Origin of the sequence: Haloarcula rubra, from assembly GCF_019599465.1 — an archaeon.
GTDB lineage: Archaea > Halobacteriota > Halobacteria > Halobacteriales > Haloarculaceae > Haloarcula > Haloarcula rubra.
Genome location: NZ_RKLR01000005.1, coordinates 222630 through 241350, shown reverse-complemented (window position 1 = coordinate 241350; position 18721 = coordinate 222630). Strand labels below are relative to the sequence as shown.

Annotated in this window: 19 protein-coding genes; 15 read left to right on the top strand and 4 right to left on the bottom strand. The window is 70.3% G+C overall.

Annotated elements, in window-relative coordinates; genetic code table 11:
- Positions 1 to 58 precede the first annotated feature (58 nt).
- The 12 genes from cbiT (at position 59) to EGH21_RS14500 (ending at position 9271) form a co-directional block, all read left to right on the top strand.
- Positions 59 to 652 (top strand): precorrin-6Y C5,15-methyltransferase (decarboxylating) subunit CbiT, encoded by a 594-nt coding sequence (cbiT, locus tag EGH21_RS14555; protein WP_220619213.1) that lies wholly within the window; start codon positions 59 to 61, stop codon positions 650 to 652.
- Positions 649 to 1443, top strand: a complete 795-nt coding sequence (locus EGH21_RS14550) for a cobalt-factor II C(20)-methyltransferase (protein ID WP_220619212.1) — start codon at positions 649 to 651, stop codon at positions 1441 to 1443. Before cbiT ends, EGH21_RS14550 begins: the two co-directional genes overlap by 4 nt.
- A complete protein-coding gene (locus tag EGH21_RS14545) occupies positions 1440 to 2309 on the top strand; it encodes a cobalt-precorrin-4/precorrin-4 C(11)-methyltransferase (protein WP_220619211.1) in 870 nt (289 codons plus the stop codon). Before EGH21_RS14550 ends, EGH21_RS14545 begins: the two co-directional genes overlap by 4 nt.
- Positions 2310 to 2417: 108 nt before the next feature.
- Complete coding sequence (gene cbiG, locus EGH21_RS14540) at positions 2418 to 3389, top strand: cobalt-precorrin 5A hydrolase (RefSeq protein WP_220619210.1); 972 nt, start codon at positions 2418 to 2420, stop codon at positions 3387 to 3389.
- Complete coding sequence (locus EGH21_RS14535; RefSeq protein WP_220619209.1) at positions 3386 to 4303, top strand: precorrin-3B C(17)-methyltransferase; 918 nt, start codon at positions 3386 to 3388, stop codon at positions 4301 to 4303. The genes cbiG and EGH21_RS14535 overlap by 4 nt, the downstream gene beginning before the upstream one ends.
- A 3-nt stretch (positions 4304 to 4306) precedes the next feature.
- Positions 4307 to 5269, top strand: a complete 963-nt coding sequence (gene cobJ, locus EGH21_RS14530) for a precorrin-3B C(17)-methyltransferase (protein WP_220619208.1) — start codon at positions 4307 to 4309, stop codon at positions 5267 to 5269.
- A gap of 2 nt (positions 5270 to 5271) precedes the next feature.
- The gene (locus EGH21_RS14525) at positions 5272 to 5532 is read left to right on the top strand and encodes a ferredoxin (protein WP_220619207.1); all 261 of its coding nucleotides are present in this window, start codon (positions 5272 to 5274) and stop codon (positions 5530 to 5532) included.
- Positions 5529 to 6188 (top strand): cobalamin biosynthesis protein, encoded by a 660-nt coding sequence (locus EGH21_RS14520; protein ID WP_220619206.1) that lies wholly within the window; start codon positions 5529 to 5531, stop codon positions 6186 to 6188. The genes EGH21_RS14525 and EGH21_RS14520 overlap by 4 nt, the downstream gene beginning before the upstream one ends.
- A complete protein-coding gene (locus tag EGH21_RS14515; protein ID WP_220619205.1) occupies positions 6185 to 7408 on the top strand; it encodes a CbiX/SirB N-terminal domain-containing protein in 1224 nt (407 codons plus the stop codon). The genes EGH21_RS14520 and EGH21_RS14515 overlap by 4 nt, the downstream gene beginning before the upstream one ends.
- A gap of 6 nt (positions 7409 to 7414) precedes the next feature.
- Positions 7415 to 7786: a DUF3209 family protein gene (locus EGH21_RS14510; protein ID WP_220619204.1), complete on the top strand. Its 372-nt coding sequence runs from the start codon at positions 7415 to 7417 to the stop codon at positions 7784 to 7786.
- A complete protein-coding gene (locus tag EGH21_RS14505) occupies positions 7779 to 9005 on the top strand; it encodes an outer membrane protein assembly factor BamB family protein (RefSeq protein ID WP_220619203.1) in 1227 nt (408 codons plus the stop codon). Before EGH21_RS14510 ends, EGH21_RS14505 begins: the two co-directional genes overlap by 8 nt.
- 89 nt (positions 9006 to 9094) lie before the next feature.
- Complete coding sequence (locus EGH21_RS14500) at positions 9095 to 9271, top strand: zinc-ribbon domain-containing protein (RefSeq protein ID WP_328765651.1); 177 nt, start codon at positions 9095 to 9097, stop codon at positions 9269 to 9271.
- 1 nt (position 9272) lies between these two features.
- On the opposite strand, the gene EGH21_RS14495 is transcribed toward EGH21_RS14500, so the two are convergent.
- The 3 genes from EGH21_RS14495 to EGH21_RS14485 are packed head-to-tail and all read right to left on the bottom strand — an operon-like array spanning position 9273 to position 12291.
- A complete protein-coding gene (locus EGH21_RS14495) occupies positions 9273 to 9980 on the bottom strand; it encodes a CbtA family protein (protein ID WP_220619202.1) in 708 nt (235 codons plus the stop codon).
- Complete coding sequence (locus EGH21_RS14490) at positions 9980 to 10168, bottom strand: CbtB domain-containing protein (protein WP_220619201.1); 189 nt, start codon at positions 10166 to 10168, stop codon at positions 9980 to 9982. The genes EGH21_RS14495 and EGH21_RS14490 overlap by 1 nt, the downstream gene beginning before the upstream one ends.
- A gap of 53 nt (positions 10169 to 10221) precedes the next feature.
- Positions 10222 to 12291, bottom strand: a complete 2070-nt coding sequence (locus EGH21_RS14485; protein WP_220619200.1) for a VWA domain-containing protein — start codon at positions 12289 to 12291, stop codon at positions 10222 to 10224.
- 35 nt (positions 12292 to 12326) lie between these two features.
- On the opposite strand from EGH21_RS14485, the gene EGH21_RS14480 reads away from it, so the two are divergent.
- The 3 genes from EGH21_RS14480 to EGH21_RS14470 are packed head-to-tail and all read left to right on the top strand — an operon-like array spanning position 12327 to position 17830.
- Positions 12327 to 16340, top strand: coding sequence for a cobaltochelatase subunit CobN (locus tag EGH21_RS14480; protein WP_220619199.1), 4014 nt, complete (start codon positions 12327 to 12329; stop codon positions 16338 to 16340).
- On the top strand, positions 16330 to 17079 hold the full coding sequence (locus tag EGH21_RS14475) for a precorrin-8X methylmutase (RefSeq protein WP_220619198.1): 750 nt from the start codon (positions 16330 to 16332) through the stop codon (positions 17077 to 17079). The genes EGH21_RS14480 and EGH21_RS14475 overlap by 11 nt, the downstream gene beginning before the upstream one ends.
- The gene (locus tag EGH21_RS14470; protein ID WP_220619197.1) at positions 17072 to 17830 is read left to right on the top strand and encodes a cobalt-precorrin-7 (C(5))-methyltransferase; all 759 of its coding nucleotides are present in this window, start codon (positions 17072 to 17074) and stop codon (positions 17828 to 17830) included. Before EGH21_RS14475 ends, EGH21_RS14470 begins: the two co-directional genes overlap by 8 nt.
- Here the strand turns inward: EGH21_RS14470 and EGH21_RS14465 are convergent.
- Positions 17827 to 18603 carry a CbiX/SirB N-terminal domain-containing protein gene (locus EGH21_RS14465; RefSeq protein WP_220619196.1) on the bottom strand — a complete coding sequence of 259 codons (777 nt, stop codon included), beginning with the start codon at positions 18601 to 18603 and terminating at the stop codon, positions 17827 to 17829. The two genes, EGH21_RS14470 and EGH21_RS14465, sit on opposite strands and share 4 nt — an antisense overlap.
- Positions 18604 to 18721 lie beyond the last annotated feature (118 nt).

Genomic DNA, 18721 nt, shown 5'->3' with positions numbered 1-18721 from the left:
TCGGTTTGCACTAATACAACCAAAATTGTTTTAGGCGCTACTGCAGTTGTATAGCGTGATGTCCCGCGTCTCGCTTCCCCACGACGCGAAGGCCGGCCCGACCAAATCGGAGGTCCGGGCCGTCCTCGCCAGCAAACTCGCGCTCACAGCGGACGACCACTTCGCCGAAGTCGGGTCCTGTACCGGTGCGGTGACCGTCGAGGCGGCGCGTCGCGCCGGCCGGGTCACCGCGCTCGAACGGAAGCCCGACCGTCTCGACGTGACCCGGAAGAACCTCGCGACCAACGACACCAGTGCCGCCGTCGAGTTGCGCGAGGCAGAGGCCCCCGACGGCCTGCCCGAGGACGCCGACGCGCTCTTTCTGGGCGGGTCGCGCAACTACGAGGCCGTCCTCGACCACGCCGTCGAGACGGGCGTCGACCGCGTCGTGATGAACGTCTCGCGACTGGAAGTCGCCGGCGCGGCGACCGAGGCGTTCCGCGACCGCGACCTGCTGGAGGAGGTCGTCCAGTTTCAGGTGAGCCACGGCTACGAACTCGCCGGCGCGACGAGTTTCGACTCGCAGAACCCCGTCTACATGCTCGTCGGGAGCGCGAGCGACGCCGTCGCCGCCGACGGCGGGTCACCCGACCCGGCGGAGGGCGACCGATGACGCTCTACGGCGTCGGCCTCGGCCCCGGACAGGCCGACCTCGTCACCGTCCGCGGGAAGCGCGCCCTCGAAGACGCCGACGTGGTCTACTCGCCCGGCCGACTCTCCCGGTCGGTGGCGACCGAACACGTCCCCGAGGCGCGCATCGGTGACCTCGACTTCCCGATGACCCGCGACGAGGAGAAACTCCGGGCGGCGTGGAAGGAGGCGGCCGCCGAGATAGCGACGACCGCCCGCGAGGGCGACGCGGCGTTCGTCACGCTGGGGGACCCGAACGTCTACTCGACCTTCGGCCACCTCCGCCGAACGCTCGCGGCGTTCCACCCCGAGGTCGACCTCGAAGTCGTGCCGGGTGTCAGCGCCGTCACCGCGTTCGCGACGGCACTGGGCGTCGAGGTGACCGCCGGGGCCAGTCTCGCACTCAGAGAGGCCGACGCGGGCCAGTCGCCGACCGGCCCCGACCGCATGGTGCTGTTCAAGGTGACCGACGCGCCGGCGACCCACGCTGGCCTCGTCGAGGCGGGCTACGACGTGACCTACGGCCGCCGCCTGTTCATGGAACAGGGAGAGACGCTCGTCACCGACGACCCGTCCGAACTCGACGAGCGAGACTACTACACGCTGGCCTACGCCGAACGACCGGACGCCCGCGTCGAACAGGCGACCGACGCGTTCCTCGAAGCGAGCGACGAGAGCGGTCTGGTCTCGGACGGCGGCGACTACGCGTCCGACCCGCTGGTGCGACAGGAACGGTCCGAAAGCGCCCTCTGTGGTGACGAGGTGGACCGATGAGCGACGCCGGAGAGACGGACCCGCAGGAGGCCATCGACTCGGTCGCCGGCAACCGCGACGACCGGGTGTACGACCACAGCGCCGGCGACGAACAGGAGGGGATTCCCTTCGTCGGTGCCGGGCCGGGCGACCCGCGCCTGCTGACCGTCGCCGGGCGCGAACTGCTCGCCGACGCCGACCTCGTGGTCCACGCGGGGTCGCTCGTCAACAGCGAACTCTTAGACGAGTACTGCGCCGACGCCGAGACGGTGACCTCCATCGGCAAGGACTTAGAGGAGCTGATTCCGCTGATGCGGGACGCCTACGAGGCCGGCGAGACGGCCGTCCGCCTCCACAGCGGCGACCCTGCCATCTACGGCGCCGCGCTGGAGCAGATGGACGCGCTGGAACACGAGGGCGTCCCGACCTACATCGTCCCCGGCGTCACGAGCGCCTTCGCCGCGAGTGCCACCCTCAGGACGCAGTTGACGCTCAACGAGGTGGCCAACCACGTCGCCTTCACCCGCCCGCAGGGGAAGACCCTGAGCGAAGACGAGGACCACATCTCGGAGTTCGTCGGCATGGGCGACGTGACGACGTGTATCTATCTGGGAACGCACGCCGTCAGCGAGACGATGGACCGACTGTTGGCGGACGGTCACGACCCCGAGACGCCCGTCGCGGCGGTGTACCACGCCTCGTGGCCCGACGAGGACGTCGTGGAGGGTACTATCGCCACCATCGGCGAGAAACTGGAGGCGGCGGGCTACCGCGCCTCCGCGATGGTCGTTATCGGCGACGCCGTCGGCGGCGAGGACTACGAGCGGTCGTTCCTCTACGGCGACTGGGCGAACCGTTCCGATTCGACGGGGGAGGCCGACGATTAGGATGGTCCACCGCTACCGCGTACAGCCAGAAAGCCCCCTTTCAGTCCCACCCGCGTGGCTGACCGGCCGGCAGCCACGTGCGGTTGCGTCACCGGCCGAGAGGTTCTCATGAGCACGGACAACGACACAGACAGCAGTTCGAACAGTTGCAAAGCGCCCGACTCGGACGGCGAGGTGGCCGAAGACATCGCCATCGTCGCCTTCGAGCGGAAGATGGACACCGCCCAGCAAATCGCCGATGGCATCGGCGACCGCTACGACTCCATCGAGATTCTGGCGTACCACGGCGACGTCTTCGAGGAGCACTGGGGCGGGTACGACTGCTTCGTCGGCCTGATGGCCAGCGGTATCGCGATGCGCAAGACCGCCCACCTGCTGGACGACAAGTGGGACGACCCCGCCATCTGCGTCGTCGACGAGGAACTGACGTGGGCCATCCCCATCACCGGCGGCCACCACGGCGCGAATCAGGTCGCCGACGACCTCGCCTCCATGGGTGCGGTGCCGGCGATGACCACCGCCAGCGAGGCGGCGGGCAAGCAGGGCGTCGAGAAGCAGGCGAAGGCCCTCGATTCCCACGTTGTCAACGGCGACTCGACGGTGGCGACGAACCTCGCGGTGCTGGACGACGAACTCGGCCCCGTCGAGCGACTCGACGGCCCGCGAGCGGTGCTGGTCGACGACGACGTGACCGTCCTGAAGCGCAACGGCGAGGACGGCGTCGTCCTCGGGACCGGGAGCGTCGCCGGGGCCGACGTCGAGCAGTTCCACGCCGCGTGGGACCGCGCCCTCGACGAGGCCGGCCGCGACCGAAGTGACGTCGACTTCGTCGCCACCGGCACCCGCAAGGCCGACGAGGAGGGGATGCTCGCCGCCGCCGAGGCGTGGGACCTCGGCGTCGTCGCCTTCGAGAAGGAGACGCTGGAGGAGTTCGAGGGGCCGACGCCCTCGCGGTCGAAGGAACTCATCGGCTGGCCGGGCATCGCCGAGGCGTCGGCCATCGCCGGCGGCCGCGACCACGACCTGCTGGCCGAGAAGACGCGCTACGACGAGGCGGTAACGGTGGCGATAGGCGAATGAGCGAGGCCGACGAGGCGTCGGCCGCGACCACGACCGACGCCCGACGGTCGGCGTACGGCACGCTCTCGGTCGTCGGCATCGGCCCCGGCCTGCCCCACGACATGACCCAGCGAGCGAAGCAGGTCGTCCGCACCGCCGACTGCGTCGTCGCGTCGAACCTGTATCAGGAGTTCCTCCGGCGAGACGGGACGCTCCCGCCGGAGAGCGCCGAAGTCGAGGCCAGTGCCGACACCGGCGTCGACGAGGAGGGGACCGTCCTCGAACGCCCCGACGGCACCCGCCAGACGCTGGTCCGGTCCTCGATGGGGCGGCAGGTCGAACTGGCCCGTGAGGCCTTCGAGCGCGTTCGCGACGGCGAGGACGTCGCCCACGTCTCCGGCGGCGACCCGAACGTCTACGGGAAGTCGGACCTCCTCTTCACGATGGCCGAGGCCGAGGACGCCGGCGACGTCCCCATCGAAATCGTCCCCGGCGTGACGGCGGCGCTGGGCGGGGCGGCCAACCTCGGCGCGCCCCTCTCGAACGACTTCTGTACCGTCTCGCTGTCGGACAAGTGGCGCGGCTGGGACGAGATCGAGGAGAAACTCCGGGCGGCCGCTATTTCGGGATTCGTCGTCGTCCTGTACAACTGCTGGCGCGACTACGAACGGGCCGTCTCGGTCCTGCGGGAGGAACGGGCCGACGACGTCCCCGCCGCCATCGTCAACGACGCCGGCCGCGGCGAGGCCGGCCGCAACGTCGACGGCGAGACACAGACCATCACGACGCTGGGCGCGTTGCCCGACCACGACGAGAAGGTCGGCGGGATGGGGTCGTCCATCCTCGTCGGCACCCACGAGACCGAAGTCTGGGAGAACGACTACCGCGAGTTTCTCGTCACCCCGCGCGGCGGGCGTGACGTGGAGGACTTCTGAGCCATGAGTACTGACGACACCGACACCACGACCTGCGGAGCATCGACGACCGACCGACAGACCGAGGCCACAGAGGACACCACGTCGAAGTGTGGCGCGTCGTCCTCGTCGTCGAGCAGTAGCGGGTGCGGGGCGTCCACCGACGACGCCGACGAGGAGGAGGTCGGCGCCACCGTCGACGACTTCGACGCCGACCCCGGCCGCCTCGTGGCGGTCGGCCTCGGCCCCGGCCAACCGGAGGGGATGACCGCCCGCGCGAAGGCCGCCCTGTCCGACGCCGAGCACATCGTCGGCTACACGACTTACGTCGACCTGCTCCCCGACGACATCACTGAGAGCGCCGACGACATCTACGACACGCCGATGTGTGGCGAAGTCTCCCGAACCGAGGAGGCAATCGACCGGGCGCTCGCCGGCAACGACGTCGCCATCATCGGCAGTGGCGACCCGAACGTCTACGCGCTCGCCGGTCTCGCGCTCGAAATCGTCGAGTCGAAGGGCGCGACGGCGTCGATGCTGGACTTCGACGTCGTGCCGGGCGTCCCGGCGGCCCAGTCGTGTGCCGCCCGCGTCGGCGCGCCGCTGGTCAACGACACCGTCTCCATCTCGCTGTCGGACCACCTCACGGACATGCCGACCATCGAGTCACGGCTCCACGCCGCCGCCAAGGAGGGGTTCACCATCGCCATCTACAACCCGTGGAGTCGCAAGCGCCGCGAGAACTACCAGAAGTGCTGCGAGATTCTGCTGGAACACCGCGACCCCGAGACGCCGGTCGGCGTCGTCCACGCCGCCGGCCGCGAGGACGAACGGGTCGAGATCGTCGACCTGGGGGACCTCCCCGAACTGGGCGAGACGGACCTCGTTGACATGACGACCACGCTGCTGGTCGGCAACGAGGACACCTACGTCTGGGACGAGCGGATGGTCACGCCGCGGGGCTACGAGACGAAGTACGACTACTGAGCATGTACCGAATCACTATCGACCGCGAGGCCTGCGACGGCGTGTTCGCCTGTCTCGTGCGCGACGACCGGTTCGTGGAGGACGGCGAGGGACTTGCCAGTCTCGAAGTCGACGACGCGGAAGCCGTCACCGCGACGTTCGACGACGACCGGCGCGAGTCGGCCGAGCAGGCGGCCGCCGCCTGTCCGCTTGACGCCATCGCCGTCACGGACGCCGACGGAGAGACCGAGACGGCCGCCGCGACCGAGGAGGTGGAACCGTGAGCATCGAGACCGGCGCGCCGAGCGACCTGCTGGCGGCCCACCCGGAGACGGCGTACTTCTGGGGCCGGGTCGCCGCAGACGGGGAGTGTGAGGACGACTGTGTCACCGTCAGGACGAGCGACGAGACGGCGGCCCGACGACTCGCCGCTATCGCTGGCGCCGAACGGGCCGACCACCGCATCGTCGAGCGCGCGTACGCCCACGACACGTCGATAACCCGGACCGAGGACGAGTACACGGTGCAGGTCCTCGGTGGCCTCGCCGACCGGGCCAGCGCCGCGCTGGGTCTCCCGTTCGACGGGGCGGCCGGCGGCTACCGCTTCGACACGCTCGCCGCCCACGGCCGACAACTCCTCCGAGGGCTGCTGGAGGGGTGTGGCACGGTGTGTTTCAAGTCTGACGACGCGGCGGTGGGCGTCTCGTTCGTCCACGAAGACGAGCGTCTCCTCCGGACCGTCCAGTCGCTCCTCGACAGCGCCCCCGTCGACGCGCCGTACGACGGCCTCGCCGACGCCTCGTCGGGCTACTGGTTCGGCGTCGACGACGACGCCGTCCCCGCACTGGCCGACTGGCTCTACGAAGGGAGCGAAAACACGGGGCTGTTCGCGCCGAGTCGACGGCGGAAGCTCCGAAAGAGCGTCGAGAGAGTCCGATGAGCGAAGCGACCACTTCCCCCGACGGCCTCGACGACGAAGCGGTCCTGCTGGCCGGCCACGGCTCCCGGCGCGAGAAGTCCAACGAACAGGTGCGTGAACTCGCGGCCGCCCTCGAAGGCCGACTGGGCATCCCGGTCGACGCCGCCTTCCTCGAACTGGCCGAGCCGGCCATCGACGAGGCCATCGCGGGGCTGGCCTCGACGGTGTCGCAGGTGACCGTCGTCCACCTCTCCCTCTTTGCCGCCAGCCACGTCAAGAACGACGTGCCGCTGGCGGTCCAGCAGGCCCGCGAGGCCCATCCGAACCTGACCATCGACAACGGCGCGCATCTGGGCGTCCACCCGGCCATCCTCGACCTACTGGACGACCGGGCGGCCGCCGTCGAAGCCGAGTTGGGCGTCGACCGCGAGGCCGACGACGTGGCCGTGGTGCTGTGTGCCCGCGGGTCGTCGGACCCCGACGCCAACGCCGACGTCCACAAACTCGCTCGCCTGCTGTACGAGGGGCGAGCGTTCTCGCGGGTCGAGGCGTCGTTCGTCGGCGTCACCGAACCGCTGTTGGACGAGACGCTCCACGACCTCGCGAAGACCCGGCCCGACGCCGTCGTCGTCCTGCCGTACATGCTCGGCGACGGCGTGCTGACCGGGCGCATCAAGGACGGGGCCGACGAGTTCGACGAGGAGTACCCCTACGTCGACGTCGCCTACGGCGAACCCCTCGGCACCGACCCGCGCCTGCTCGACGTGCTCGGCGACCGCTGGCAGGAAGCGCGGACGGGGAGCGTCGAGATGTCCTGTGACACCTGCAAGTACAAGGTGGAACTCGACGGATACGAGGCCGACCAAGGCGGCGCCCGTGCCATGCTCCGGGCGCTGACCCATCAGGCCGAACACGCCGACCGTGAGGACGTCGACGACGACCCGCACGTCCACGACCCCCCGGAGAAACACGTCGCGGTCTGTACGAACCAGACCTGCGCGCAGGACGGCGCGCCCGCCGTCCTCGAACGCCTCCGGCAGGCCGCCCGCGACAGCGACCAGTGCGACGCCCGCATCACCCGGTCGTCCTGTCTGGGTCGCTGTGGCGAGGGGCCGATGGTCGCCGTCTACCCGGACGGCGTCTGGTACGGCGGCGTGGGCGAGGACGACGCCGACGGTATCGTCTCGTCGCATCTGGACCGCGACCGAATCGTGAGCGAGTTAGTCGACCAGACGCTCTGATACACTATGAGCTGCTACGAAATCGAGGCCCTCAGACTGGGCCTCATGAACGTTCTCGGTACCGAAGACGACCACGCGCGCCAGCACGCGGAACAAGAACTGGAGGGCCACATGAGCGGCCCCATCGAGGCGCTCGCCGACGCCGACACGCTGGCCGACGTCGAGCGCCACCTCGACGCGGCGCTCGTCGATTTAGAGGAGGAAATCGCACGTACGGACAGCGACGACCCCGAGTACGACTACCTCCGGGGCCGCCTCGTCGCGGTGCGCGACGCCGAACGAGCGGTCAAACGGCTGACGACGCAGGGCGAGGACGTCCTCGTGGGGCTGGGCGAGGCCCACGACGTCCTCCACGAGGCGTTCCCCGTCGATGAGTGAACACGCGCCGACCGTCTCGCTGGGAGCGGTGGCGCCGGCACGCTCTCGCCAACAGGGCCGCCGCTCCGCTGTCGCCGTCGCGGACGGCACCGCACTCGTCGGCACCGCAGACGGCGACCTGCGTGCGGTCGACGTCTCGAAGACGCGCCCGACGGTCCGGTGGCACCACGAGAGCGACGGCGAGCGGAGCGTCGTCGCGGCGGAACGGTTCGGACGTGGCTGGGTCGTCGGCGAGCGCAGCGCCCGCGGCGAGATACGCTGTCACGACGCAGACGGACGCGTCCGCTGGCGCTACGAGACGCGCGCGGACGTGGGCACGCCACAGAACGAGACGCGCTTTCTCCTGCCGTTCGTCGCCAGCCTCGCGAGCGACGGCGACCGACTGTACGCGGCCGCGCGCCGCTACGAACGGGGGTCGGACGGCGAGCGCACCTTCGAGAGCGTCGTCTACACGTTCGCACCCGACGGCGATATCGACTGGACCTACCGGACCGACGCCTCCCCCATCGCCCTGTCGGTCCGCGAGGGGCGTCTCGCGGTGGCGTACAACCGCTGTCCCGGCGACCACCAGCACGGCCTCGCCGTCCTCGACGCCGGCGACGGGACGCCACGCTGGATGTGGGACCCCGGTACCGAGGGCCAGCGCCGGGTCGGCGACGTGACGCTCCTCGATTCGGGCGCCGTCGTCACGAGCCACGGCGACTACTGTGGCTACCGCCTCGAAGCGGGCGGTGCCGAACGCTGGCGCGTCCCGCTGGCGACGCCGCGGGACGTGGACGGCGAGACGGTGTACGCCTATCCGAACCACGTTCACGCGACCCACGACGGTGCGGTGTTCGTGACGGGCAACACCTATCCAGAGGAGGGGCGCGAGACGGACGCGAGGCACCCCCGCGAACACACCGCGGTCGGTGTTTCCCTCGAAGGAACAGAGCGGTGGACCGGCCCAGTCGGCGGGTTCGCGAGCGGTCTGGGGAGCGACGACTCGCTGGTCGCCGTGCCGGGTGCCCAGCACTTCCGGGACCGCGACCCCGACGCCCACGCAGTCCGCGTCTACGACACGCTCGCCGGTCGAGTGGCGACCCACGACACGGCGGGCGTCGTCACCGCGACGGCCGTCGACGACGGGACTGTCGTCGCCGTCGAGGAACCCGTCGTCTACCACGACGAGGGCCGCGAACGCGGTGCGTATCGACTGCACCGGTTTTCCATCGAGTGACGCTCGCACCGACCGACCCGAACCTTTTGCCGCTACCGTCCGTTGCCGAGATATGGACAGTCCGACGACCGACGACGACGCGACCGGAGGTGCCTAGCGTGGGCTTCTTCGAGAAGGCGGGTCGAGAGGTCGAGAAGTTCAAACAGACGGCCAGCGAGGCGGCCGAGGACCACCGGACCCCGGAGTGTCCGGCCTGTGGAGAGTCGGTCCCGGACGACGTTGAGGAGTGCCCCGAATGCGGGGCCGACCTGGCCGCCGAGAACTGATTCAGTCCGCCGTCGCGGGGTAGTCGGTGTCGACGCTGGTCGTCGCCGACTCACCCAGCCACGTGTGAGCAGCCGCGAGCGTCCCCCACAGCACCGACTGCCCGAACACGACCGTCCAGCGGTAGGCCGCGACCAGCGCCGCCGGCACGTCGCCGTGGACGGGATTCGCTGGGGAGAGGACGACGGGGATTGCCAGCAACGCGAGCGGTGCGAGCGTCGCCGCGACGGTGACGGGCCGGGAGCGGGAGGACGCTCTCCGGTACGCGACCCCACAGGCCACGGCGACCAGCGCCCCGGCGAGCATCAGGCCGCCGTACCACGCCAGTCGCGTCTCCGTCGACAGAGCCTGCTCGACGCCCGGAGGCTGTGGCGGCAGGACGAGCCACGGCGCGCCGGAGACGGTGAGAAAGCCCGCGCCGGCGAGCGCCAGCCGTCTCGTCGCTCCGGTGCCGGGCAGCGCCGGTTCGAGGAAGTAGTACCCGATACCGAAGACGGCGACGCCGAACAGCAGTCCCCAGAAAACGCCGCCGCCGACGCTCGTGATCGTCGTCGTCAGCCCCGAGACGACCGGGCCGCTCCCGCCGTGGCCGTGTTCGAACGTCTCCAGACCGGCGGTGAAACTGTTGCCGACCGTCGCGACGAACAGGCCGTACACGAGGCCGCCGGCGACGCCGGCCAGCGCGCCGCGTTCGAGGTGGTCGGTCGCCATCAGTGACAGGTGATGCCGGCGCTGTGGCGGAAGTTGTGCAGCGAGTCGTGGAGCATCGGGTCCTGCACGAACAGGAGCGTGAAGCCGAGCGCGGCCACTAGCGCGAGCGCCACGGCGACCTGTGTGCCGGTGAGACTGGCTCTGGCGCGTTCGATGCGGTTGGAGACGCTGTCGTCGGTTGCCTGCATTGAAATTCTACTTGCTAACAGAACAAGTAAGGTTGTAAAACTTCCGCCTCACCTCACCGGTCGGCGGCGGCGTCGACGAACTCGGCGCTGAGTGCCGACAGCGGGACCACGTCGGCGGCCGTCTCGCCGGCGACGAGGTCGGTCACCCCCGCGCGCCCGTCGTCTCCCGCGTCGACGACGAGCGTCCGGTCGGCGACTGCGTCGAGCGTTCGCGCCGCCTCGCGGGTCTCACCGACCGGGCTGCCCTCGGCGACGTTCGCCCGGCCGTCGGTCACGAGGACGACGACGGCGGCGTCCGGGTCCGCTCGGGCCACCACCTCGCTCGCGGTCCGCAGACCTGCCGGGAGCGGCGTCCGGTCGCCGGTCGGCAGGTCCTTGAGGTGGCGGGCCGCCCGCGTCACGCTGTCGGTGGGCGGCAACACCACGTCGGCGTCCTCGCCGGCGAAGGTGACGAACGCCACCGCGTCGCGGGCCCGATACGCGCCTTTCAGCAACTCCATCACCGTCCCCTTCGCGGCCCGCATCGCCGGCCGCATCGACGCGCTGGCGTCGACGGCGAAGACGACCAGCGTCTCGGCGTCGCCCGCGCGGACCGATTGCCGGAGGTCCCGGGACTCGACCCCGTCCGCGCCGCGTCTGGCCGCCGCCCGAACAGAGGCCGCGGCGTCCACATCGTGCTCGGAGTCGGCGCGCTCCGTCCGCACCGTCGCCCCGCGGTCGGTTCCGGTCGCGTTCGCTCGGCCACTCGCCGTGCCGCCGTCGGTGTCGACCGAGGGAGCGTCCATCGTCGGCGCGTCGCTGTCCCCGACCGACGCGCGAGACTGCCCGGGGAGCAGTGGCGGGGCCGCCTCTTCGGTGTCCTCGTCGTCGCCTTCTCGTTCGTCGTCGCCGTCGGCATCACCGTCGCCCTCGGCGGGCGCTGGTGACCCGTCCCGGTCGCTCTCGTCCGGACTGCCGCCGGCGTCGTCCCCGTGACCGTCGTCGTCGGTAGACGAGTCGCCGGTCGACTCGTCCGTCCCGTCGCCCTCGTCGGCCTCGGCGTCGGACTCCCCGTCGTCGCTCGCACCGTCGCTCTCTGCCTCGTCCGTCTCGCTCTCTCCCTCCTCGTCCTCGAAGTGGTCGTCGAGGACGTCGTCGACGTCCGGCGGTTCCTCGAACGGCTCGGAGGTCAGGCGGTGCGGGAGCGCGAACTCGGCGGCCCGCTCCACGTCGGACTCCAGCACCGTGGTCCGTCCGTCGAGCGCGGCGAAGGCCCGTGCCGCCCGCGCCGTCGCGATGTCGCCGCGGTGGCCGTCGAGTCGGGCGTCCCGACAGAGTTCGGCTATCTGCTCGCGGAACTCGCGGGCGAGGGTGACGTCGGCGAGCAGGTTACGGGCCGTCAACAGGCGCTCGCGGGGGGAGCGGTCGGCCTCGGTTCGTGGCTCCGAACCGTCGTCGTCGCCCAGCGCACGGTCGATGATAGTCACGCGGTCCTCGACGGCCTCGCAGGCCGTGACCTCGGTCTGGAGGGCGAAGCGGTCGCGGAGTTGCGGACGCAACTCGCCTTCCTCGGGGTTCATCGTCCCGACGAGCGTGAACTCGGCGGGGTGAGTCACTGTCACGCCGTCGCGTTCGACGCGGTTGACCCCGCTGGCGGCCGCGTCCAGCAGGACGTCCACGAGGTGGTCGTCCAGCAGGTTCACCTCGTCGACGTAGAGGACGCCGCGGTTGGCCCGCGCCAGCAGGCCAGCGTCGAACTCGTACTCGCCGGCCAGCGCGTCGGCCACCGAGAGCGTCCCGACCACCCTGTCCCGGGTCGCGCCCAGCGGGAGGGTCACGAGCGGCACCGACCGCTCCTCGACTGGCGGGTCGGCACGCTCCCGACAGTCCGCACACTGCCGGTCGGCGTCGTCGGGCGGACAGCCGTACAGGCAGTCGGCGACGACCCGCTGGCTCGGCAGCAGGTCCGCCAGCGCCCGCACCGTCGTCGACTTCGCGGTGCCCTTCTCGCCGCGAATCAGCAACCCGTCGAGGCTATCGTCGGCGGCGACTGCCAGCAGTCCGTCCTTGAGGTCCCGTTGGCCGACCACGGCCTCGAACGACGGCCCCTGCGAAGCTTTTTTGCCCGTACCGAATACAATCATACTTGTATTAGAGCAAACGGGAGTTTAACAACTTTATGCCACACATCGGACTCTACACCGCGACGGAGAACGAACTCGGGGCCGTCCAGCGCGCCGCCTCGGAGGTCGACGCCGACCTCACGGTGCGCTCGGAGAGCGACTTAGACGACGAACCCGCGGTCGAGGCGTTCCTCACGGAACTGGAGACGGCCGACGCCGTCGTCCTCTGGCTTCACGGCGCCGAGGACAGCATGCCAGGCTACGAACGCGCCGTCGAGCGACTGCGGGCGGCGGGCGTCCCGTTGGTCGTGAAGGCGACCGGCGACGCCTTCGCGTTCGAGGACACGTCCGTCCCCGACGACCACCGTGAGACGGTCTACGAGTACTTAGAGCGGGGCGGGGCGAGCAACGTCGCCAACTGCCTGCGCTACATCCTCGCGCAGTACGGCGACGCCGACCCCGCCTACGACGACCCGGTCCACCTCCCGACGGAGGGGGTCTACCACCCGGACCACCCCGCCGCGGGGTTCGAGGACCTGTACGCCACCTTCGACCCCGCGAAACCGACCGTCGCCGTCTGGTTCTACGAGTCTCACTGGACCCACGAGAACACCCGCTACGTCGACGCGCAGGTGCGGGCCATCGAGCGCGAGGGAGCGAACGCGCTCCCCATCTTCTGTGAGCCCGCCACCGACGCCGAGGGCCAGTGGAACGCCGAGCAGGTGACAGAGGAGTGGTTGCTGGACGCCGACGGGAACGCCCGCGTGGACGCCGTCTGCTCGTCGTTCATGTTCTCGCTGTCGATGGACGAACGCGGGCGGAGTGCCGACGGGGAGGGCGACGGTGCCGAGGACGTGTTCCTCGACAGACTCGGCGTCCCCGTCCTCCAGACGGTGACGACGATGCGCTCGCGCTCCCGGTACGATTCGAGTGATACCGGCGTGATGGGCTTCGAACTCGCCCTCTCCGTGGCCCTGCCGGAGTTCGACGGCAACGTGATTACCCACCCCATCTCCGGCAAGGAGCGCACCGACGACGCCGCCGACATCGGGAGCGCCCCCAAACAGCACTTCCCCATCGACGACCGGGTCGACCACGTCGCCCGACTCGCGGTCAACTGGGCCGACCTGCGCCACACGCCCAACGACGAGAAAAATGTGGCTGTCGTCCTCCACAACTACCCGCCCAGCGACGACGGCATCGGGACGGCGTTCGGCCTCGACTCGCCCGAGAGTACGGTGAATCTCCTCGAGGAACTCGTGGACCGCGGCTACGACCTCGGTGACACGATGCCCGACTCCGGCCAGTCGCTCGTCGAGCGCCTGACCGCCCAACTCACGCTGGACGACCGCTGGGTCGCGCCCGAGGACGTGCGCGAGATGAGCGTCGACACCGTCTCGCCCGACCAGTACGCCGAGTGGTTCGACGCCCTCGACTCGGGCTTTTGCGAGAGCGTCGTCGAGGAGTGGGGCGACCCGCCCGACCGGCCCTTCGCCGTCCCCGGCGTCGAGTTCGGCAACGTCCTCGTCACCGTCCAGCCCCCGCGCGGGTTCGGGATGGACCCCTCGAAGGTGTACCACGACTCGGACCTCCAGCCACCCCACGACTACGTCGCCTTCTACCGCTGGCTCCGCAACGCCTACGCGGCCGACGCCGTCGTCCATCTGGGCACCCACGGCAGTCTGGAGTGGCTCCCCGGCAAGACGGTCGGGCTGGACGGCGAGAGCGCGCCCGACCAGCTAATCGACGACGTCCCGAACGTCTACCCCTACATCGTCAACAACCCCGGCGAGGGCACCCAGGCCAAGCGCCGGTCCTACGCCGCCATCGTCGACTACCTCACGCCGGTGATGGCCAACGCCGGCACCTACGACGACCTCGCCGACCTCGAAGAACTGGCCGACCGCTACCGCGAGGCCGGCATGGAGGACGCCCGCACCGACGACGGCGAGCACCTCGCGGACCTGCTCCGCGAGACGGTCGACGAACTGGACCTCGCTGTCGAACTCGGTATCGAGGGCGAGATAGAGGAGAAAGCCGACGTGCGCGGTCCCGAGCGCGAGGCGCGCAGCGCCTCGGAACGGTCGAGCGGGGAGCGCAGCGACCCGCGAGACGAAGGGGGCACGACGCTCGCCGACGGTGACGTCGCGGGCGACGACCTCTCTATCGACGAACTGGTCGAACGCGTCCACGAGTACCTCACCGACGTCAAGACGACCCAGATTCGGAAGGGCCTGCACACGATGGGCGAACCGCCCGCCGACGACCGCCTCGTCGACTACCTCGTCGCGCTCACGCGACTGGAGAATCCGGGTGCTCCGTCCCTCCGCGAGAGCGTCGCCGGCGTCCTCGGCGTCGACTACGACAAACTCCGGAACGCCCCCGGCGAGTACGACGAGGCGCTGGGGATGACCTACGCCGAGGCCGCCGACCACGTCCACGAGACGAGCAAGGACCTCGTTCGGACGCTGGCCGACCACGGCTTCGACGTGCCCGAGAGCGAACTCGACGACGGCGACAGCGAGGTCAACATGAACTTGCTCGTCGTGGATATCGACCCGCTCGGGGACGCACGCGCCCGGTCGGGCGCTCACGACGACCTGCGCGAGGTGCTGGCCTATATCTGTGAGGAGGCCGCCCCGCGGGTCGCCGGCGCGGCCGACGAGATACCCCGAACCGCAGATGCCCTCGAAGGCGAGTACGTCCCGCCGGGTGGCTCCGGCGCACCGACGCGGGGCGGCGTCGACCTGCTCCCGACGGCGCGGAACTTCTACACGCTGGACCCCCGGAAGGTCCCGGCCAAATCCGCGTGGGACGTCGGGAGCGAGGTCGCCGAGGGGGTCCTCGAGAGACACGTCAGCGCGACGCGAAGCGCCGCGGACCAGTCGAGCGGAGAGTCCGACGAACCGCGAGACGAAACCGACGAGGGTGCCTACCCGGAGGAGATAGGCGTCGTCGTCTGGGGCACCCCGACGGTCCGCACCCGCGGCGAGACAATCGCACAGGTGCTGGCCCTGATGGGCGTCGAACCGGTGTGGTCCGACGCTGGCCGCGTCGAGGACGTCGACCCGATTCCGCTGGACGAACTCGGCCGGCCGCGAATTGACGTGACCACGCGGGTCTCGGGCCTGTTCCGGGACGCGTTCCCCGCCGCCGCGAGCGTCGTCCACGACGCCGTCGAGGCCGTGGTCGACCTCGACGAACCCTACGAGATGAACTACGTCAAGAAACACGTCGAGGACGAGACCGAGGACCTCGTGGCCGACGGGATGGGCCCCGAGGACGCCCGCGACGCGGCGAAACACCGGGTGTTCACGACCCGACCCGGCGGCTACGGTGCCGGGACGAACAAGGCCGTCGACGAGGGCAACTGGGAGGACCGCTCGGACCTCGCCGACGTGTACGTCCAGTGGGGTGGTTACGCGATGGGGTCCCGTGGCCGCGTCAGCGACGCCCACGACGCCTTCGAGCGCAGGCTCGCCTCCGTCGAGGCGACGGTCAAGATAGAGGACACCGCCGAACAGGACGAGTTCGACTCCTCGGACTGGTACGCCTTCCACGGCGGGTTCATCTCCGCCGTGACCGAAATCGCTGGCGAGGAACCCGATTCCTACGTGGGCGACTCGTCGGACCCCGACGACGTCGACGTCTACACGAACGAGGAGAAGGTCCGCAAGGCGATGCGCGCCCGCGTCCTCAACCCGTCGTGGCTCGACTCCATGGAGGAGCACGGCTACAAGGGCGCGGGCGACCTCTCGACGACGGTCGACGTGGTGCTGGGCTGGGACGCGACCACCGGCGTCGTCAGCGACACGCTCTGGGCGGAGGTGGCTGACCAGTACGCCTTCGACGAGGACCGACAGGAGTGGCTTCGGGACGTGAACCCGTGGGCGCTGGACTCGATTACCGACACCCTGCTGGAGGCCATCGACCGCGGCCTCTGGGACGCCGACGCCGAGACCGAGGAACGGTTGCGTGACCTCAACCTCGACGTCGACGGTGACCTGGAGGCGCGTGCCGGGAGTGGTCCCGGCGGCGACCCCACGGAGGTGACCAGTGATGACGACTGAGAGCGCGAATCCGGAGGATTCGCGAGACGGAGGCGGCGAAGCCGCCGAGGACGGGACGGAGTTCGAGGACTACGCCGACCTCGGCGCGACCACCGAGAACGCGATGGACATCGCGGAGACGTCGATGGACCGCGTGCGCGAACTGGTCCTCGACGAGACGCTGGCCGACCGGATGCGACAGAAGGCCGTCCACGCGACCGGCGATCCGGAGTTCCAGCACCTCGTCCGCTTCACCGGCACCGACGACGCCGAACCGGTCCGGGCGGGCGCGCGTGCGGTCCTCGACGAGGCGCCCATCGTCACCGACATCACGATGGTCAAAGCCGGTATCACCGGCCGGGGCCACGACTGCCCGGTCCGGAAGGCCATCGGCAACGGGGCCGACCTCGCGGCCGAGACGGGGATGACCCGGACCGCCGCCTCGGTCCTCGAAATCGACAGAGAAGGCGTGTACGACGATTCTATTGCCGTCGTGGGTAACGCACCGACGGCGGCGCTCGCGCTGGCCGACTGCATCGAGGACGGGACCCGGCCCGCCGTCGTCGTCGCCACGCCGGTCGGGTTCGTGAAGGCCGCCGAGAGCCGGAAACGGCTCCGAGACGTGGCGGCCGACCACGGCGTCCCGGCCATCACGAACGTCGGCCGTCGCGGCGGCTCCGGACTGGCCGCGGGACTCACGAACGAGTTGGTGCACGTCGCGAGCGACGTTCGCGAGGGAGCGGTCGACCTCGATGGCTGACGACTACGACCTCGATTCGGGACCCGACCCGGCGACGTTCGCGGCCGCGGCCCCGGAGGACCCCGACGCCGCCGACCCGGTTCACGCCGTCGGCATCGGGCCGGGGAACCTCGAATACCTCACGCCACGGGGCGAGCGAGCCATCCGCGAGGCCGACGTGGTCGTCGGGTTCGAGACGGTCGTCGAGTTCGTCGCCGCCCGCACCGACGCCGACCTGCTGACCTGTGGCTACCGCGACGAGGGCGCGACGCTGGCGACGTTCGCCGACCGCGTTGCCGCGGGCGAGCGGGGGGCGGCCGTCCTGATGGGCGACCCGAACCACTCGGGCTACCAGTTCGTCGGGAAGGTCCAGCGCGCCGTCGACGCGCCGGTCCGGGTCGTCCCCGGTATCTCGTCGCTCCAGATGGCGGCGAGTCGTGCGCGGACGCCGATGGAGGACGCGACGTTCGTCACGCTCCACAAGAGCGGCGACCTCTCGGCCGACCGCGAGCGACTCCGCCGCGACGTCGGCGAGCGCCACCTGCTGGTGTTGCCCCGTCCCTACGACGTGATGCCCGGCGACGTCGCCGCCGACCTCCTCGACGCGGGCGCGGCCCCCGACCTCACGGCCATCGTCTACGAGCGACTGACACACGACGACGAGGCGAGCACCGAGACCACCCTGTCGGCGCTCGCCGACCACGCCGGCGGCGACGGTGCGGGCGACACGCCCTTCTCCGACCTCTCCGTGCTCGTCGTCCGGCGCGCCTAGCGACCCTCGCCGTCGGTCGCCATCGCGCGTGCCGTCGCTGTCAACGTCTCCTCGAAGGTCTGTGGCGTCGGACCCGTGTCGAGAGCGCGTTCGGTCTCGACGGTCGAGACGATGGCCTCCGTGACGTGTTCGTGGTCGCCCAGCGGGGCCGCGTACGCCAGCCCGCCCCGGTCGAGCTGGAGCTTCTCGGGGACGTGGTCGGTCGTCGCGGGGCACTCGGTGAGAAACAGCGGCACCGCGACGGCGTGGTCGCCGGTGAGGTTGTACCGGACGCACTCCACCGTCGGGTTCTGCCGCAGGTAGCAGGGGACGACCTCGCCGAACGACGACCGTCGGCGGAGCCGTTCGGCGTGGTACTCCGTGACCTGTCGCTGGTAGGGTCGTCTACTCGACCCCGCCGCGACCAGTGCCACCGACGTCCCGGCGTCGGTCGGGGCGGCCGCGGCCGCCCGGGCCTCGACGGCGGCGGTCACGAGTGCGTTCCGGCCGACCGGTTCGCAGTACCGGACCGTCGCGTCGGCGTCACGCAACAGCGTCGGCACCGTCTGGAGCGTGACGTGGTCGTGTGCGACCGTCAGTGGGACGGCGACGACCCGGTCCGTGTCGAGGTCGGCGACGGCCTCGGTCAGCGTCCGACGTGGCTCCTCGCCGTAGGTCAGCAACCGAACGTCGTCGACGAGGGCACGGTCCCGGAGCCGCCGGGCGTGCGTCTCGAACGCGGTCGTCGCGCGGGCAGTCTCTCGACCGATGAGCAGGAGTGTGTCGTGAGGCATGGGTTCTCTGCCGACTAAATCAAGCCAGGTTGATTTAGCCAAACTATTGTTGTCTTGACGATGGAACGCGACCACTAATAGCTTGTGGTCACCCGCCTCGCGGCCCGACGCTTATCTC